This window comes from Kitasatospora sp. NPDC022785 (genome assembly GCF_055561295.1).
This window is the reverse complement of record NZ_JBVHHB010000026.1, coordinates 77755-94302: the sequence shown is the minus strand read 5'-3', so window position 1 is coordinate 94302 and position 16548 is coordinate 77755. Positions and strand designations below refer to the sequence as shown.

Sequence of the window (16548 nt, the reverse complement as noted above, 5' to 3'; positions counted from 1 at the left end):
CACCCGGTGTCGCCAGGAGCCCCCCCGGGGGCATTACCCTGGGTGCGTGGCAGCCGTCGATCCTTCCGAAGAGCTCAAGAACCTCGAAACGACCATGGGGTCGATCGAGGCCGTCCTCGACCTGGACAAGATCCGGGCCGACATCGCGCGTCTGGAGGAGGAGGCAGCCGCCCCCGACCTGTGGGACGACCTCGCGAACGCGCAGAAGGTGACCAGCCGGCTCTCCTTCCTCCAGGGCGAGCTGCGCCGGGTCGAGAGCCTGCGCAGCCGCATCGACGACCTCGCGGTCCTCTTCGAGCTCGCCGAGGCCGAGGACGACGCGGACACCCGCGTGGAGGCCGAGAAGGAGCTGGGCGCCGTCAAGAAGGCGGTCGAGGAGCTGGAGGTCCGTACGCTCCTCTCCGGCGAGTACGACGCCCGCGAGGCGCTGATCAACATCCGCGCCGAGGCCGGTGGCGTGGACGCCGCCGACTTCGCCGAGCAGCTGATGCGCATGTACCTGCGCTGGGCCGAGCGGCACGGGTACCCGACCGAGGTGTACGACACCTCGTACGCGGAGGAGGCCGGCATCAAGTCCGCGACCTTCACCGTCAAGGCCCCGTACGCCTACGGCACGCTCTCGGTCGAGCAGGGCACCCACCGGCTGGTGCGCATCTCGCCCTTCGACAACCAGGGCCGCCGGCAGACCTCCTTCGCCGGTGTCGAGGTGCTCCCGGTCGTCGAGCAGTCCGACCACGTCGACATCGACGAGTCCGAGCTGCGCATCGACGTTTACCGCGCCTCCGGCCCCGGCGGCCAGGGCGTCAACACCACCGACTCGGCGGTGCGCATCACGCACATCCCGACCGGTGTCGTGGTCTCCTGCCAGAACGAGCGCTCGCAGATCCAGAACAAGGCGTCCGCGATGAACGTCCTCCAGGCCAAGCTGCTGGAGCGGCGCCGCCAGGAGGAGCGGGCCGCGATGGACGCGCTCAAGGACAGCGGCAGCTCCTGGGGCAACCAGATGCGCTCCTACGTGCTGCACCCGTACCAGATGGTCAAGGACGTCCGGACCGAGTACGAGGTCGGCAACCCGCAGGGCGTGCTGGACGGCGACATCGACGGCTTCATCGAGGCGGGCATCCGCTGGAGGAAGCAGCGGGAAACCGCGAACCAGGCGTGAGGAATCCGGCCCCGACGGTCATCGAGCACGGCGTCGAGGCCGCCGCGCGGTAGGCAGTGACACGAAGAAGGCCCCGACGGTGATCCGTCGGGGCCTTCTCGTACGTCCGTCCCGTACGTCCGCCGGGATCAGGCCAGCGCCTGCCGGGCGATCAGCGCCACCGCGAGCAGCCCGGCCAGAAGGGCGAGCAGCATCGCGGGGGAGAGCGCGGCGAACGGCCCCTGCTGGTCCTGCAGACGGGCACGGTTGGCGCGGCACACCGGGCAGCGGCCATCGCTCACGCGGCCGTTGCAGTTGGCGCACACCAGATGGTCGCAGGTCATGCGATCTCCTCCTCGCTGCTACAGCCAACGCACCGGACGGGGCTTTGGTTCCTTTACTTGCCCTGTGCGGGGGAGCGGCCAACCTCGGCCGCCACCTCCACTCTGCCAGGTTCTGGCCGTTCCGGCCCCCGGGCTGTGAGATGCCTCCCAGTTTTCGGGGCATAACCGGTCATTCTCCCCCGGGAATCGGTTTCTGTCACGGGCTGCCCCTGCGGGCCGGCCGCCGCTTCGCGTATGGTCCCAAGCCGGGAGCGGCCCTTTCCGCTCCCGCCGCCCGCCCCCGGGCCGGGCGCCCGGGGTGGACCGACCGAGGACTGGCGCCGCCTAGGATGGCCTCCGTGATGCAGCCGTGATCAGATTCGACAACGTCTCCAAGACCTATCCCAAGCAGAACCGTCCCGCCCTGGACAACGTCTCGCTGGAGATCGAGAAGGGTGAGTTCGTCTTCCTGGTCGGCTCGTCCGGCTCGGGCAAGTCCACCTTCCTGCGCCTGTGTCTGCGGGAGGAGCGCCCCAGTACCGGCGAGGTGCACGTGCTGGGCAAGGACCTGGGCAAGCTGTCCAACTGGAAGGTGCCGCACATGCGCCGCCAGCTGGGCACGGTCTTCCAGGACTTCCGCCTGCTGCCCAACAAGACGGTCGCGCAGAACGTGGCCTTCGCCCTCGAAGTGATCGGCAAGCCCAAGAGCGCCATCAACAAGGTGGTCCCCGAGGTGCTGGACCTGGTCGGCCTCGGCGGCAAGGAGGACCGCATGCCGGGCGAGCTGTCCGGTGGTGAGCAGCAGCGCGTCGCGATCGCCCGGGCGTTCGTGAACCGGCCGATGCTGCTGATCGCGGACGAGCCCACCGGCAACCTCGACCCGCAGAACTCGGTCGGCATCATGAAGCTGCTCGACCGGATCAACCGCACGGGAACCACGGTACTGATGGCCACCCACGACCAGGCCATCGTCGACCAGATGCGCAAGCGCGTCATCGAGCTCGACAAGGGGCTGCTGGTCCGCGACCAGGCCCGCGGCGTCTACGGGTACCAGCACTGACTCTCCGGCGCTGATCCCGTGGGCCCCCGGCCCGTCCCGCCCGACCAGCAGTACCGACCCTGGAGTTGTTACACGCATGCGCGCCCAGTTCGTCCTGTCGGAGATCGGTGTGGGTCTCCGCCGCAACCTGACGATGACCATCGCGGTCGTCGTCAGCGTCGCGCTCTCCCTCGCCCTCGCCGGTGCCTCCCTCCTGGTCCGTGACCAGGTCAACTCCATGAAGGGGTACTGGTACGACAAGGTCGAGGTGAGCATCTACTTCTGTACGAAGTCGGACGCCCGCAACTCGCCGCAGTGCCAGAACGGCGCGGCCACCGACCCGCAGATCGCCGACATCAAGTCCCAGCTGGACAAGATGGATTCGGTGGTGCAGTCCTCGACCTTCGAGAACTCCACCGAGGCGTACAAGCACTGGAAGGAGATGAACCCGGACAACCCGCTCATCTCCGTCCTCGGCCCGGAGGCCATCCCGCAGTCCTGGCGGGTGAAGCTCAAGGACCCGACCAAGTACGACGTCATCCAGAGCGCCTTCGCGGGCAAGCCGGGCGTCAAGTCGGTCGAGGACCAGCGGAAGATCCTGGAGAACCTCTTCGGCCTGCTGAACGGCCTGCAGACCGCGGCGTTCGTGATCATGGTGCTGATGCTGTTCGTCGCCCTGCTGCTGATCGTCAACACCGTCCGGGTGTCGGCGTACAGCAGGCGGCGCGAGACCGGCATCATGCGCCTGGTCGGTGCCTCGAACTTCTACGTCCAGATGCCCTTCATCGCCGAGGCCGCGTTCGCCGCGCTGCTCGGCGCGGTGATGGCCTCCGGACTGCTGCTCGGCGGGCACTTCTTCGTCCACAGCTGGCTGGCCGACCGGGTGCAGTTCATCCACTTCATCGGGCTCGGCTCGGTGCTGGCGGTGATACCGCTGCTCGTGGTGGTCGGTATGGGCATGGCCGGCATCGCCGCGTTCTTCACCCTCCGGAAGTACCTGAAGGTCTAGCACCGGCAAGGTCCAGCACCGCCCCGCAGCGCCGGCCCCGGTCCGGCCCCGGCGCTGCGACGGCCCCGGACGGCACTGCGCCGTCCGGGGCCGTCGGCGTTTCGCCGTCAGCCGTTCCGGCCCGCCGCGTCGCGCGCTGCGCCTACACTCCGATGCCATGCCAGAAACTCCGCGCAGGGCACGTCAGGCGGCCACCCTCAGCCTGGTGTTCGGCGCCGTGCTGCTGGCCGGCGCCGCGACCGGCGCCTGGGGCGATCCGAGCAGGCCGGCGCACCCGTCCGCGGACGCGGTCCCGGCGTCCGTGGCCACCGTCGCGGCCGGGCAGGACCCGGCCGGGACCGCGCTCTCCGAGCAGCAGGCCGAGCACCTGATCGGCGCCAACGGCGACCGCTGGGGCGCCTACTACAGTGCGCAGGAGTACGCCGAGTTCAGCCAGGGCCTGGACGGCCGCTACCTCGGCGTGGGCCTCTCGGTCGGCCGCGGGCAGGACGGCGCCACCGCGGTCTCGCAGGTGCAGCCGGCCGGGCCGGCCGCCGAGGCCGGGATCGCCGCCGGCGACCGGCTGCTGCGGATCGGCCCGGACCAGGCCGACCGCCTGCCGGTCACCGAGGTGGTCGCCCGGCTGCGCGGGCGCGAGGGGGAGCGGCAGGTCGGCTCCGAGGTCACCCTCGCCGTCCAGCGCGGCGACGGCGACATCCGCGAGGTCCGGCTGCACCGGGCCCTGCTGGACAGTCAGCAGGTCACGGTCGAGCACCTGGAGAAGGGCGTCGTGCGGATCACCGTGCGGGCCTTCACCAGCGGTGTGGCCGAGAAGGTGCGCGCCGCCCTGCGCGGCCCGCACGCCGGGGTGGTGCTGGACCTGCGCGGGAACTCCGGCGGGCTGGTCGAGGAGGCCGCCGGCACCGCCGCGGTCTTCCTGGACGGCGGCCCGGTCGGCTCCTACCAGGAGCGCGGCGGCACCCGCGAGCTGACCGCGCCGCCCGGCGGCGACCAGCGCACCCCACTGGTGGTGCTGGTGGACGGCGGCACCATGAGCGCCGCCGAGCTGCTCACCGGCGCGCTCCAGGACCGCAGCCGGGCCGTCGTGGTGGGCGGCCGGACCTTCGGCAAGGGCACCGTCCAGCAGCCCAGCAGGCTCGCCGACGGCGCGGTGCTGGAGCTGACCGTCGGCCGCTACTACACCCCCGCCGGCCGCTCCCCGGAGGGCACCGGCCTGACCCCCGACGTGCCCGCGTCCGGCTCCGAGGACGCCGGCGAGCTGGCCCTGCGGGTCCTGGCGGGCCTCGGGACCCGCGCCTGACGCGCCAGGTGCTGACGCGTGCGTAAAGGGGCTGCTCGGCACCGGGCCGAGGTGCGAGAATGACGGCGCTATGGCAAAGGAAACCGGACAGAAGCTGATCGCGCAGAACAAGAAGGCGCGACACGAGTACACCATCCTCGACACCTACGAGTGCGGTCTCGTGCTCACCGGCACCGAGGTCAAGTCACTGCGCGAGGGGCGGGCCAACCTGGTCGACGGGTACGCCTACATCCAGAACCACGAGGCGTGGATCGACAACGTCTTCATCCCCGAGTACACCCAGGGGACGTGGACCAACCACGCCGCGCGGCGCAAGCGCAAGCTGCTGCTGCACAGGATGGAGATCCACAAGATCGAGGCCAAGGTCCGGGACGCCGGCCACACCCTGATCCCGCTCTCGCTGTACTTCAAGGACGGCCGGGTGAAGCTCGAACTCGCGCTCGCCATCGGCAAGAAGCTGTACGACAAGCGGCAGACGCTGCGCGAGAAGCAGGACACCCGCGAGACGGCCCGTGCGGTGGCGGCGGCGCGACGCCGTCAGGGCTGACACCCGGCGGCGCCGGCGTTAATCCGCTGGACCCCCGCTGGTCGCCTCGCGTAGTATGGCGCCAGCAACACGGACGGCAACCGTCCGAGCTGTTTCTCAACAAAACATGGGGATGATCGGTTTCGACAGGGGAAGTCGAAACAGGAGAAGCGAGCCGAGGAACGCGGCAATGATCTCGTTAACCATCTGTCGCAAAAAAATAATCGCCAACTCTAAGCGCGATTCCCAGCAGTTCGCTCTCGCTGCCTAATAACAGCTAAGAGTGCTTGGGTGTCAGACCGGGGAGTTCCCGACCCGGACCCTGGCATAATCTAGGGAACTCAACCGTCCACCCGGGCTGCGGGGGTGGATGGGAAATCAAACAGCAGCTGGGCCTGTTGGCGGCTTGTCCGCGTGACTGCCAGGGCCGAGAAACTCACAGCGGACTGCGCTCGGAGAAGTCCTGAATCCACTCCACTGGACCCGGGTTCGATTCCCGGCATCTCCACCACCCCATGTTGCACGGCGAAGGCCGCCCACCGCTCAGCGGAGGGCGGCCTTCGCATTTCCCCGCCCCGCTGCGCCCCCGCTTCGCGTTCTTCCCCGTCCCGGTGCGGCACGGCGGAGCGGCGGGGGCGTAGGATCTTCCGTCCGCTCGTTTCCCAGAGCCGGACTCCCGCCGCTACCACCGAGGCCATGCAGAGCAATACGGACACCACCGCCGCCACCGACTCCGAGACCGTCCGCGAGCGCGAGATCGCCGGGGAGCAGCACCACCTCGACACGGTCTACCACCGCCTGGAGGAGAAGCTCGCCGAGGCCGAGTACATCCTGGAGGACGCCGCCAAGCGCGTGCAGGTCGGCACCCCCGGCGCGCTCGCCGAGCGGGACGCCCAGGTCTACCGGGCCGGCGCCCACCTCCAGCGGCTCAACAACGAGTTCGAGGACTTCCTCTTCGGCCGCATCGACCTCCAGCAGGCCGACGCGCCGGAGGAGCACGGCATCCCCTCCGACACCCCGCTCGACCCGGCCGACCCGGCCGTCGCCGAGACCCTGCACATCGGCCGGCTCGGGGTGCTGGACGCCGAGTACGGCCCACTGGTGATCGACTGGCGGGCGCCGGCCGCCGCGCCGTTCTACCGGTCCACCCCGCTGGAGCCGGGCCGGGTCATCCGCCGCCGGGTGATCCGCTCCAAGGGCCGCAAGGTGATCGGCGTCGAGGACGACCTGCTCCGCCCCGACCTCACCCCCACCCTGGACGGCCGCGAGCTGGCGGTGGTCGGCGACGGTGCGCTGATGGCCTCGCTCGGCCGGGCCCGCAGCCACTCGATGCGCGACATCGTCTCGTCCATCCAGAAGGAGCAGGACGAGGTCATCCGCGCCGCCGCGGCCGGGGCCACCCTGGTCACCGGCGGCCCGGGCACGGGCAAGACCGCCGTCGCCCTTCACCGCGCCGCCTTCCTGCTCTACCAGGACCGCCGCCGCTACGCCGGGGGCATCCTGGTGGTCTCCCCGACCCCGCTGCTGGTCTCCTACACCGAGGGCGTGCTGCCCTCGCTCGGCGAGGAGGGGCAGGTCGCCGTCCGCGCGGTCGGCTCCCTGGTGGACGGCATCGAGGCGGGCACCTACGACACCCCGGAGGCGGCCCGGGTCAAGGGCTCGGCCCGGATGGTGCAGCTGCTGCGCAGGGCCGCCCGGGCGGCCCTGGAGCTGGGTGCGCCGCAGGAGCTGAAGGTGGTCGCCCGCGGCGAGGTGCTGCGGCTGGACGCGGGCCGGCTGAAGGCCGTGCGCGGCAACGTGATCGGTTCCGGCGGCACCCCGCTGAACCTGCTCCGCCCGCGTGCCCGCCGGCTGCTGCTGGACGCCCTGTGGCAGGAGGCGACCCGGCACCTGCCGAAGCCGGCCGACCACTACGCCCGCGAGCAGCGCCAGGAGGAGAAGGAGAGCTTCGACGAGTACGTCTCGGACGAGGCGTCGTTCCTGGACTTCCTGGACGCCTGGTGGCCCGCGGTGACCCCGCGGCGGGTGCTCGGCACGCTGAAGCAGACCCGGCACACCAACCGGATCGCCCGGCGCGCCGTCACCCCGGAGGAGGCCCGTCTGCTGGCCGGCTCCTGGCGGCACCTGTCCGAGCGCGGCGAGGGCGAGCTGTCGGCGCACGACGTGGCGCTGGTGGACGAGCTCCGGGTGCTGCTCGGCGAGGCGGTCCGCCCGAAGGTCCGCGAGGTGGACGCGGTGGACCTGCTGAGCGGCCTGGACGAGGTCACCACCTTCGCCGACCGCAACTCCAGGCAGCGCGAGAGGGTGCCGGTCGAGCGCACCGAGTACGCCCACATCATCGTGGACGAGGCGCAGGACCTCACCCCGATGCAGTGGCGGATGATCGGCCGCCGGGCCCGGATGGCCACCTGGACGATCGTCGGCGACCCGGCGCAGTCCTCCTGGCCGTTCCCGCAGGAGGCGCAGGCCGCGCTGGACGAGGTCCTCTCCGGCAAGCCGCGCCGCCGCTACACGCTGACCGTCAACTACCGGAACCCGGCCGAGATCGCCGAGGTGGCGGCCAAGGTGCTGGCGCTGGCGGCGCCGGGAACGCCCTCGCCGAGCGCGGTGCGCCGGGTCGGCGTGGAGCCGCGGTTCGCGGCCGTCACGGACCCGTCGCCCGAGGCCTTCGGCGCGGCGGCCCGGGCGGAGCTGGAGCGGCTGCTGGCGGAGGTGGACGGCACCGTGGCGGTCGTCGTGCCGATGGACCGCCGGGCCGAGGCGGCCGGGTGGATCGCCGGCCTGGGCGAGCGGGCGGTGGCGCTGGGGAGCCTGGAGGCCAAGGGCCTGGAGTACGACGCGACCGTGGTGGCCGACCCGACCGGGATCGCCGGCGAGTCGGAGGCGGGCCTGCGGGTGCTGTACGTGGCGCTGACCCGGGCGACCCAGCGGCTGACCGTGCTCTCCGGCCCGGACGACCTGCCGGACGCGGACGGCGTCCCGGCGCTGCTGGACGGATGACCAGCTGACCGCCCGTCACGACGGGCGGCACACGAAGAAGGCCCCTCACCGGTGGTGAGGGGCCTTCAGACGTTGATGACACCGACCCGCCATGCTCGCCTCGCGGCAAGTGGTCCCTCGAAGGGACGAAGGTTGGGCCCGGGGGCTTGGATCGAGCCGGTGTCCCGTCCAATGTAACGCATCGGCCCGCTGAGGCAAGAAGTTGTCGACTTCGCACACTCAATGAACATTATTTCTGGCTTCAGCCTGGTAGATGCGACGATCGAGGTCTAGCATGCGCAGGCGAAGGCCTTCAACAATATGTTGAAGCGACTGACCGGACGGAAGAAGGAACGTCGATGGCGACGGTGCCCAGTGTCTCCAACTCGATCACGGTGCGGCTGGAGGTCCCGGCCAGGGGCAACGCCGTCAGTGCGATCACCACGGCCGTCGAGTCCTCCGGCGGTTCGGTCACCGGGCTCGACGTCACCGCCTCCGGCCTGGAGGCGCTGCGGATCGACGTGACCGTCGCCGCGTCCTCCGTCGCCCACGGCGAGGAGATCGTCGAGAAGCTCCGCACGATCGACGGCGTGTCGATCGGCAAGGTCTCCGACCGTACCTTCCTGATGCACCTCGGTGGCAAGATCGAGATGTCCTCGAAGCTGCCGATCCGCAACCGTGACGACCTCAGCATGATCTACACCCCCGGTGTCGCGCGGGTCTGCATGGCGATCGCCGAGAACCCCGAGGACGCCCGCCGCCTCACCATCAAGCGCAACAGCGTCGCCGTGGTCACCGACGGCTCGGCGGTGCTGGGCCTGGGCAACATCGGCCCGGCGGCCGCGCTGCCGGTGATGGAGGGCAAGGCGGCCCTGTTCAAGCGCTTCGCGGGCATCGACGCCTGGCCGATCTGCCTGGACACCCAGGACACCGACGAGATCGTGGCCATCGTCAAGGCGATCGCCCCGGGCTTCGCCGGCATCAACCTGGAGGACATCTCCGCGCCGCGCTGCTTCGAGATCGAGGCCCGGCTGCGTGAGGCCCTCGACATCCCGGTCTTCCACGACGACCAGCACGGCACCGCGATCGTGGTGCTGGCGGCGCTCACCAACGCGCTCAAGGTGGTCGGCAAGGACATCTCCGAGATCCGCGTGGTGATGTCGGGCGCCGGCGCCGCCGGTACCGCGATCCTCAAGCTGCTGCTGGCGGCCGGCGTCGAGCACGCCACCGTCGCGGACGTGCGGGGCGTGGTCCACCAGGGCCGTGAGGACCTCAACGACTCGCTGCGCTGGATCGCCGAGCACACCAACCGCTCGGGCCGCACCGGCACCCTCAAGGAGGCCGTGGCGGGCGCCGACGTCTTCATCGGCGTCTCCGCCCCGAACGTGCTGGACGGCGACGACCTGGCCACCATGGCCGAGGACGCGATCGTCTTCGCGCTGGCCAACCCGGACCCGGAGGTCGACCCGGCGATCGCCCGGCAGACCGCCGCCGTGGTCGCCACCGGCCGCAGCGACTTCCCGAACCAGATCAACAACGTGCTGGTCTTCCCGGGCGTCTTCCGCGGCCTGCTGGACGCCCAGAGCCGGACGGTCAACACCGAGATGATGATCGCCGCCGCCCGTGCGCTGGCCACCACCGTCGCCGACGACGAGCTGAACGCCAACTACATCATCCCGAGCGTCTTCCACAAGGACGTCGCCAAGACGGTGGCCGCCGCCGTCCGTGACGCCGCGCTGGCCGGCCCGCAGGAGGACCGCGAGCCGTCCCGCCCGACCCCGGGCATCGTCGGCACCCTCGACACCGCGTCCTTCCCCTCCGTCAAGCTCTGACGGCGGCCCCGCGGCACGTGTCGCGGATCGGTCAAATGACCGATTACCGCGCTTACCCGCCCAAGTCCGCCCCGAACCCTTGCGACACAAGGGCGAGGGGCGTGTTTGGGCTTGTCGTGCCTAGGGCGTACGGTAGCCCTGCACGGGGCAGGCGTGTCCGACAAGTACGGAACGTCCCCCTGGTCTTCCGGCGTGTCGTCCCGACCGCCGCCCGCGCCCGGTCCGCCGGAGCCGACGGAGCATCACACCTCCGGCGGGCGGGCGTTGTTCGGGTGGCGCAGCCGGGGCCCGATTGGCTTTCTCGGGGCCGGTCGGGGCAGGATTCGTATCCGGGCAGGCAGGCGGGCCTTCGACGGTACCGGCGCCGCGGCACGGGGCACGAACCCGGCCCGCGACCACGCATTGCCTGAATGAGCACTGTGTGCGGACCTGCGGCCTATCCGGGTGCCCCCCGGAGGGAGCACCGATGGGCCCCCGCACACCGCAAGCGAACAGACCACAGGAGTACACATGAACCGCAGTGAGCTGGTGGCCGCGCTGTCCGAGCGCGCCGAGGTGACCCGCAAGGACGCCGACGCCGTTCTGGCCGCCTTCGCCGAGATCGTCGGCGAGGTCGTCGCCAAGGGCGACGAGAAGGTCACCATCCCCGGTTTCCTGACCTTCGAGCGCACCCACCGCGCTGCCCGCACCGCCCGCAACCCGCAGACCGGTGAGCCGATCCAGATCGCGGCCGGCTACAGCGCCAAGGTGAGCGCGGGCTCCAAGCTCAAGGAAGCCGCCAAGGGCGCCTGAGCAACCCCTTGAACGCCGAGAGGCCGGGTTCCCTTCGGGGAGCCCGGCCTCTCGCCGTGTGCGGGGCCGCCGGTCAGGCGGTGACCAGCCGCTCGCTGGGCAGCTCGACGTGGGCGCCGAGGTCGCGCAGCTTCTCCATGAAGTTCTCGTAGCCGCGGTTGATCAGGTCGATGCCGTGCACGGTCGAGGTGCCCTCGGCCGCCAGCGCCGCGATCAGGTACGAGAAGCCGCCGCGCAGGTCGGGGATGACCAGCTCGGCGCCCATCAGCTTGGACGGGCCGGAGACGACCGCGGAGTGCAGGAAGTTGCGGGCGCCGAAGCGGCACGGGGTGGCGCCCAGGCACTCGCGGTAGAGCTGGATGTGGGCGCCCATCTGGTTCAGCGCGCCGGTGAAGCCGAGCCGCGACTCGTACACCGTCTCGTGGACGATGGACAGGCCGGTCGCCTGGGTCAGTGCGACCACGAGCGGCTGCTGCCAGTCGGTCTGGAAGCCGGGGTGCACGTCGGTCTCCAGGGCGATCGCCTTGAGCTCGCCGCCGGGGTGCCAGAAGCGGATGCCCTCGTCGTCCACCTCGAAGGCGCCGCCGACCTTCCGGAAGGTGTTGAGGAAGGTCATCATCTCCAGCTGGCGGGCGCCGCGGACGTAGATGTCGCCCTTGGTGGCCAGCGCCGCGCAGGCCCAGGAGGCGGACTCCAGGCGGTCCGGCAGCGCGCGGTGGTTGTAGCCGGAGAGCTCGTCCACACCGGTGATCAGGATGGTGCGGTCGGTGCCCATGGTGATGATCGCGCCCATCTTCTGCAGGATGCAGATGAGGTCGACGATCTCCGGCTCGACGGCCGCGTTGCGCAGCTCGGTGACGCCCTCGCAGAGGACGGCGGTGAGCAGGACCTGCTCGGTGGCGCCGACCGACGGGTAGGGCAGCTCGATCCGGGTGCCGCGCAGGCGCTGCGGGGCGACGAGGTAGGTGCCCTGCGGGTGCTTCTCGATGGTGGCGCCGAACTGGCGGAGCACCTCGAAGTGGAAGTCGACCGGGCGGCCGCCGATGTCGCAGCCGCCGAGGCCGGGGATGAAGGCGTGGCCGAGGCGGTGCAGCAGCGGGCCGCAGAACAGGATCGGGATCCGCGAGGAGCCGGCGTGCGCGTCGATGTCGGCGACGTTGGCGCTCTCCACGTGGGACGGGTCGAGGATCAGCTCGCCGTCCTCGTCACCGGTGCGCACCGTCACGCCGTGCAGCTGGAGCAGGCCGCGGACCACCTTGACGTCGCGGATGTCCGGGACGTTGCGCAGTCTGCTGGGTCCCTGCCCGAGCAGGGCGGCGACCATGGCCTTGGGGACCAGGTTCTTCGCACCACGGACGCGGATCTCGCCTTCGAGCGGGTTTCCGCCGTGGACCAGCAGGACGTCGTCGGTCATCGTTCTCGCAATCCGGGGTGCCAGAGGAGTGGGTGTGGCTCCAGGAGGGGAGCCGGCGGTGGACCGGTCGTACGGGCGCGTTCGGGCCCCCGGCGTGACCGAGTCGGCACCGTATAAGGGCGTCCACCATCAGTAGATGGTAGTGGGCGTCCCGGTGGTTCCCGTGAGCCTCTCCCGTGATGGTGCTCTCTCGGGGTGGTGTCGCGCCCGCCGGTGCGTCCGTACGGGTGTCCGTACGGGTGTCCGTGCGGGTGTCCGTGCGGCGCGACGGCGGCCGTCACGGGGCCTTCGTGTTGCGGTGTCCGCCCCCGGGGGTTCTGCGGGATCATGTGAGGCATGACGGCGGCCCATTCGCACGGAGGCCGGTCCCACACCGGCCGTTTGCTCGTCGCGACCCCCGTGCTCACCGACCCGAACTTCGCGCGGGCGGTGGTGCTCCTCCTCGACCACGACGCCGAGGGGGCGCTCGGCGTCGTGCTGAACAGACCGACGCCGGTCGAGGTTGGCAGTGTGCTGGACGGCTGGGGCGGACTGGTCGGGCCGCCGGCCGTGGTGTTCCAGGGCGGGCCGGTGGCCCTGGACTCGGCGCTCGGGCTGGCGGTGGCGCCGGGGGAGCCCGGCTCCGTCGAGCCGCTCGGCTGGCGGCGGGTGCACGGCGCGATCGGCCTGGTGGACCTGGAGGCGCCGCCCGAGGTGCTGGCCGGGGAGCTGGGCGGCCTGCGGATCTTCGCCGGGTACGCGGGCTGGTCGCCGGGCCAGCTGGAGGCGGAGGTCTCCTCCGGGGCCTGGTACCTGGTGGACTGCGAGCCGGGCGACATCTCCAGCCCGGAGCCGGAGCGGCTCTGGCGCGCGGTGCTGCGCCGCCAGCGCGGCCCGCTGGCGCTGCTCGCGACGTACCCGGACGACCCCACGCTGAACTGACGTGCGACCGCCCCGGGCGCGACACTGGCCCGCTTTCCCGGAGCCCCCATAGACTTGGCACCCATGAGCACTCTTGAGCCCGAGCGCGGCCTCGGCACCGGCACCCTGGTCGAGCCCGTCCCGCAGGTGTCCAACGGGGACGGCGACCACGAGCGCTTCGCGCACTACGTCCAGAAGGACAAGATCATGGAGAGCGCGCTCTCCGGATCCCCCGTGGTGGCGCTGTGCGGCAAGGTCTGGGTGCCCGGGCGCGACCCGAAGAAGTACCCGGTCTGCCCGATGTGCAAGGAGATCTACGACGGCATCGGCAAGCCCCAGGACGGCAAGGGCGGCGACGACAAGTAGCCCGAAGGCCCGGACCGTTTTGCACAGCGGACCATTTCGCCAAGTGGTCTATGCCAATTGAGCGGACGGGGGCAGGATGGCGGAATGGACCTCATTCCCGCCCCCTTGAGTTCCGTCCGCCTCCAGGACCAGGACTTCCCCCTCGACCGCGGCACCACCCTCACCGCCCGGCCCGCGCTGGCCGGCGCCGAGCGGTGGCTGCGGGCCTCGCTGACCGCCGCGACGGGACTGCCGCTCGCCCCGGGCCGGCCCGGTGAGGGCATCGAGCTGGTCCACGACGGGTCACTGGCCGGCGAGGCGTACCGGCTCTCGGTGCGCCCCGGCCGCGCCGTGATCACCGCCGGTGGCCCGGCCGGCGCGCTCTGGGGCGCGCAGACGCTGCGCCGGCTGCTCGGCCCCGACGCCTACCGCCGGGCCCCGCTGCGCGACGGCGGCTGGGTGCTCCCCGGCACCGACATCGAGGACGCCCCCCGCTTCGCCTGGCGCGGCGCGCTGCTGGACGTCGCCCGGCACTTCCTGCCCAAGGCCGACGTGCTGCGCTTCGTCGACCAGCTCTCCGCGCACAAGCTCAACGTGCTGCACCTGCACCTGACCGACGACCAGGGCTGGCGGGTGGAGATCAAGCGCTACCCGAAGCTGGCCGAGCGGGCCTCCTGGCGCGAGCGCTCGATGGTCGGCTACCGGGCCGGCGGGCGCCGCGACGACCGCCCGCACGGCGGCTTCTACACCCAGGACGACGTGCGCGAGATCGTCGCCTACGCCGCCGAGCGGGCGGTCACCGTCGTCCCGGAGATCGACCTCCCGGGTCACTCGCAGGCCGCCATCGCGGCCTACCCGGAGCTGGGCAACGCCGATGTGGTGGACACCGCGGCGCTGGGCGTCTGGACCGACTGGGGCGTCAGTCACCACGTGCTCAACCCCTCCGAGGGCACCCTGCGCTTCTTCGAGGGCGTGCTGGAGGAGGTGCTGGAGCTCTTCCCGTCCGAGTTCGTCCACCTCGGCGGCGACGAGTGCCCCAAGGAGCAGTGGAAGGACAGCGCGGCCGCCCAGGCACGGATCCGGGAGCTGGGCCTGGCCAACGAGGACGAGCTGCAGAGCCATGTGATCCGGCACTTCGACCGCTGGCTGGCCGAGCGCGGGCGCCGGCTGATCGGCTGGGACGAGATCCTGGAGGGCGGCCTGGCCCCCGGTGCGGCGGTCTCCTCCTGGCGCGGCTACGGCGGTGGGATCGCCGCCGCCGAGGCCGGGCACGACGTGGTGATGTGCCCCGAACAGCACGTCTACCTCGACCACCGGCAGGCGCCGGGCCCGGAGGAGCCCATCCCGGTCGGCTTCGTCCGCACCCTGGAGGACGTGTACCGCTTCGAGCCGGTGCCGGCGCAGCTGGACGAGGCCGCGGCCCGCCGGGTGATCGGCACCCAGGCCAACCTGTGGAGCGAGTTCGCGGACAGTGCCCGGGACGTCGACTACCGGGCCTTCCCCCGGCTCGCCGCCTTCGCCGAGGTGGCCTGGTCGGCGCTGCCCACCGACCCGGCCGCGCGCGACTACGCCGGCTTCGAACGGCGGATGGAGACGCACCGCGCCGTGCTGGACGCGCTCGGTGTCGAGTACCGCCCGGCGGCCGGGCCGCACCCCTGGCAGCGCCGGCCCGGCGTGGCCGGCCGCCCGCTCGACGGACCGCCGCCGGCGGTCTGAGGCGGGAGGCCGGCGGGCTGACCGCGGCGTCCGGGAACTTCTGGGTGGTCATCTGACGTCAAGAACAGATGAACATCTGCTTCAGTCCGGTCCGGACTGGAGCAGATACCGCCCGGTATCCGTCCCAATCGGGCAGTTCCGTACGCCCGTCCCGAAATGATCATCGAGCATTGTGTGCCAGAGTTGCCCAACCCGGCCCGATCGCCCGTACCCTACGGGCCAGGCCGGGCTGCCGACGCGGACACCCCGGCCGAGGGCCGCGGGCGGCAGGCGATCGATGAGCAAGTGGAGCACGGTGGGACCCAGGTGAACCGGACGATCATGCTGCCGGCCTCCCTCGACGAGGCCGTCGACGCGCTGGCCGCCACCCCGGCCGCAGTACCGGTGGCCGGCGCCACCGACCTGATGGAGGCCGTCAACGCCGGACGGCTGCGCCCCGCCGCCCTGATCGGCCTGGGCCGGATCACCGAGCTGCGCGGCTGGCGCTACGAGGACGGCGGCACCGCCGTCCTCGGCGCGGGGCTGACCCACGCCCGGATGGACCGCCCCGACTTCGCGGCGCTCATCCCCGCCCTCGCCGACGCCGCCCGCACCGCCGGACCCCCGCAGGTGCGCAACGTCGGCACCCTCGGCGGCAACATCGCCACCGCCGCGCCGGCCGGCGACACCCTCCCGGTGCTCACCGCGCTGGAGGCCACCGTCACCCTCGCCCGGGCCGGCGCCACCCGCGAGGTCCCGGTCAGCCACCTGCTCACCGGCCTCGACCCGCTGCGCCCCGGCGAACTGCTCACCTGGGTCCGCGTCCCGCTGCTGCACGCCCCGCAGGTCTTCCTCAAGGCCACCGGCCGCAGCGGCCCGGCCCGCGCCACCGCCTCCGTCGCCCTCGTCCTCGACCCCGCCCGGCGCGCCGTGCGCTGCGCCGTCGGCGCCGTCGCCCCCGTCCCGCTGCGGCCGCTGGAGGCCGAGGCCTGGGTGGCGGGCTGCATCGACTGGGACGGCAGCCGGGAGATCGACCCCGCCGCGACCGCCGCCTTCGGCGAGTACGTGGCCGCGGCCTGCGTACCCGACAACTACGGCGCCGAGGGCGCCTGGGAGGCCGTGACCGAGGGGCCGAGCGCGGCCGCCGTTCGGCTGCGGCGTACCGTATCGGTGCTGGCCCGACGGGCACTGGGAAGGGCGCTGAAGTGACCACTGACCCCATCGAAACCCTCGACGCGGGCCTGTTCGACCAT

Annotated in this window: 14 protein-coding genes and 1 other RNA gene; 13 read left to right on the top strand and 2 right to left on the bottom strand. The window is 71.7% G+C overall.

Annotation, left to right across the window (positions count from 1 at the left end):
- The first annotated feature begins 46 nt into the window (after positions 1–46).
- A complete protein-coding gene (prfB, locus tag ACZ3YO_RS31665; protein ID WP_465576197.1) occupies positions 47–1162 on the top strand; it encodes a peptide chain release factor 2 in 1116 nt (371 codons plus the stop codon).
- A 128-nt stretch (positions 1163–1290) separates the two neighbouring features.
- On the opposite strand, the gene ACZ3YO_RS31660 is transcribed toward prfB, so the two are convergent.
- Positions 1291–1485: a hypothetical protein gene (locus ACZ3YO_RS31660; RefSeq protein WP_465576194.1), complete on the bottom strand. Its 195-nt coding sequence runs from the start codon at positions 1483–1485 to the stop codon at positions 1291–1293.
- Between the two features lie 349 nt (positions 1486–1834).
- On the opposite strand from ACZ3YO_RS31660, the gene ftsE reads away from it, so the two are divergent.
- The 8 genes from ftsE (at position 1835) to ACZ3YO_RS31620 (ending at position 10941) form a co-directional block, all read left to right on the top strand.
- Positions 1835–2524 carry a cell division ATP-binding protein FtsE gene (ftsE, locus tag ACZ3YO_RS31655; RefSeq protein ID WP_148644607.1) on the top strand — a complete coding sequence of 230 codons (690 nt, stop codon included), beginning with the start codon at positions 1835–1837 and terminating at the stop codon, positions 2522–2524.
- A 76-nt stretch (positions 2525–2600) separates the two neighbouring features.
- Entirely contained in the window at positions 2601–3512 is a 912-nt protein-coding gene (ftsX, locus tag ACZ3YO_RS31650; RefSeq protein WP_396322761.1) for a permease-like cell division protein FtsX, read from the top strand.
- A 157-nt stretch (positions 3513–3669) separates the two neighbouring features.
- Positions 3670–4812 (top strand): S41 family peptidase, encoded by a 1143-nt coding sequence (locus tag ACZ3YO_RS31645; RefSeq protein ID WP_465576189.1) that lies wholly within the window; start codon positions 3670–3672, stop codon positions 4810–4812.
- A gap of 70 nt (positions 4813–4882) precedes the next feature.
- Positions 4883–5359: an SsrA-binding protein SmpB gene (smpB, locus tag ACZ3YO_RS31640; RefSeq protein WP_396322759.1), complete on the top strand. Its 477-nt coding sequence runs from the start codon at positions 4883–4885 to the stop codon at positions 5357–5359.
- 108 nt (positions 5360–5467) lie between these two features.
- Positions 5468–5849, top strand: a transfer-messenger RNA (tmRNA) gene (gene ssrA, locus ACZ3YO_RS31635).
- A 185-nt stretch (positions 5850–6034) separates the two neighbouring features.
- Complete coding sequence (locus ACZ3YO_RS31630; protein WP_465576185.1) at positions 6035–8338, top strand: HelD family protein; 2304 nt, start codon at positions 6035–6037, stop codon at positions 8336–8338.
- A gap of 338 nt (positions 8339–8676) precedes the next feature.
- A complete protein-coding gene (locus ACZ3YO_RS31625; protein WP_405360001.1) occupies positions 8677–10149 on the top strand; it encodes an NAD-dependent malic enzyme in 1473 nt (490 codons plus the stop codon).
- A 510-nt stretch (positions 10150–10659) separates the two neighbouring features.
- Positions 10660–10941 (top strand): HU family DNA-binding protein, encoded by a 282-nt coding sequence (locus ACZ3YO_RS31620; RefSeq protein ID WP_030059737.1) that lies wholly within the window; start codon positions 10660–10662, stop codon positions 10939–10941.
- Positions 10942–11014: 73 nt separating this feature from the next.
- Here the strand turns inward: ACZ3YO_RS31620 and murA are convergent, their stop codons facing one another.
- Complete coding sequence (murA, locus tag ACZ3YO_RS31615; protein WP_465550090.1) at positions 11015–12355, bottom strand: UDP-N-acetylglucosamine 1-carboxyvinyltransferase; 1341 nt, start codon at positions 12353–12355, stop codon at positions 11015–11017.
- A gap of 336 nt (positions 12356–12691) precedes the next feature.
- On the opposite strand from murA, the gene ACZ3YO_RS31610 reads away from it, so the two are divergent.
- The 4 genes from ACZ3YO_RS31610 (at position 12692) to ACZ3YO_RS31595 (ending at position 16504) form a co-directional block, all read left to right on the top strand.
- A complete protein-coding gene (locus ACZ3YO_RS31610; protein ID WP_396322755.1) occupies positions 12692–13276 on the top strand; it encodes a YqgE/AlgH family protein in 585 nt (194 codons plus the stop codon).
- Between the two features lie 63 nt (positions 13277–13339).
- Positions 13340–13621 carry a DUF3039 domain-containing protein gene (locus tag ACZ3YO_RS31605; RefSeq protein ID WP_174315682.1) on the top strand — a complete coding sequence of 94 codons (282 nt, stop codon included), beginning with the start codon at positions 13340–13342 and terminating at the stop codon, positions 13619–13621.
- 84 nt (positions 13622–13705) lie between these two features.
- Positions 13706–15316 carry a beta-N-acetylhexosaminidase gene (locus tag ACZ3YO_RS31600; protein WP_465576180.1) on the top strand — a complete coding sequence of 537 codons (1611 nt, stop codon included), beginning with the start codon at positions 13706–13708 and terminating at the stop codon, positions 15314–15316.
- Positions 15317–15637: 321 nt separating this feature from the next.
- The gene (locus tag ACZ3YO_RS31595; protein ID WP_465576259.1) at positions 15638–16504 is read left to right on the top strand and encodes an FAD binding domain-containing protein; all 867 of its coding nucleotides are present in this window, start codon (positions 15638–15640) and stop codon (positions 16502–16504) included.
- The last annotated feature ends 44 nt before the right edge of the window (positions 16505–16548 follow it).

Excerpts from the sequence above, each read along its gene's own strand:
- ACZ3YO_RS31610 (WP_396322755.1), top strand. The coding sequence starts at position 12,692 with ATGACGGCGGCCCATTCGCACGGAGGCCGGTCCCACACCGGCCGTTTG.
- ACZ3YO_RS31620 (WP_030059737.1), top strand. The coding sequence starts at position 10,660 with ATGAACCGCAGTGAGCTGGTGGCCGCGCTGTCCGAGCGCGCCGAGGTG.
- ACZ3YO_RS31605 (WP_174315682.1), top strand. The coding sequence starts at position 13,340 with ATGAGCACTCTTGAGCCCGAGCGCGGCCTCGGCACCGGCACCCTGGTC.
- smpB (WP_396322759.1), top strand. The coding sequence starts at position 4,883 with ATGGCAAAGGAAACCGGACAGAAGCTGATCGCGCAGAACAAGAAGGCG.
- ACZ3YO_RS31625 (WP_405360001.1), top strand. The coding sequence starts at position 8,677 with ATGGCGACGGTGCCCAGTGTCTCCAACTCGATCACGGTGCGGCTGGAG.
- ACZ3YO_RS31660 (WP_465576194.1), bottom strand. The coding sequence starts at position 1,485 with ATGACCTGCGACCATCTGGTGTGCGCCAACTGCAACGGCCGCGTGAGC.
- ACZ3YO_RS31595 (WP_465576259.1), top strand. The coding sequence starts at position 15,638 with ATGCTGCCGGCCTCCCTCGACGAGGCCGTCGACGCGCTGGCCGCCACC.
- ACZ3YO_RS31630 (WP_465576185.1), top strand. The coding sequence starts at position 6,035 with ATGCAGAGCAATACGGACACCACCGCCGCCACCGACTCCGAGACCGTC.
- murA (WP_465550090.1), bottom strand. The coding sequence starts at position 12,355 with ATGACCGACGACGTCCTGCTGGTCCACGGCGGAAACCCGCTCGAAGGC.
- ftsX (WP_396322761.1), top strand. The coding sequence starts at position 2,601 with ATGCGCGCCCAGTTCGTCCTGTCGGAGATCGGTGTGGGTCTCCGCCGC.
- ACZ3YO_RS31600 (WP_465576180.1), top strand. The coding sequence starts at position 13,706 with ATGGACCTCATTCCCGCCCCCTTGAGTTCCGTCCGCCTCCAGGACCAG.
- ACZ3YO_RS31645 (WP_465576189.1), top strand. The coding sequence starts at position 3,670 with ATGCCAGAAACTCCGCGCAGGGCACGTCAGGCGGCCACCCTCAGCCTG.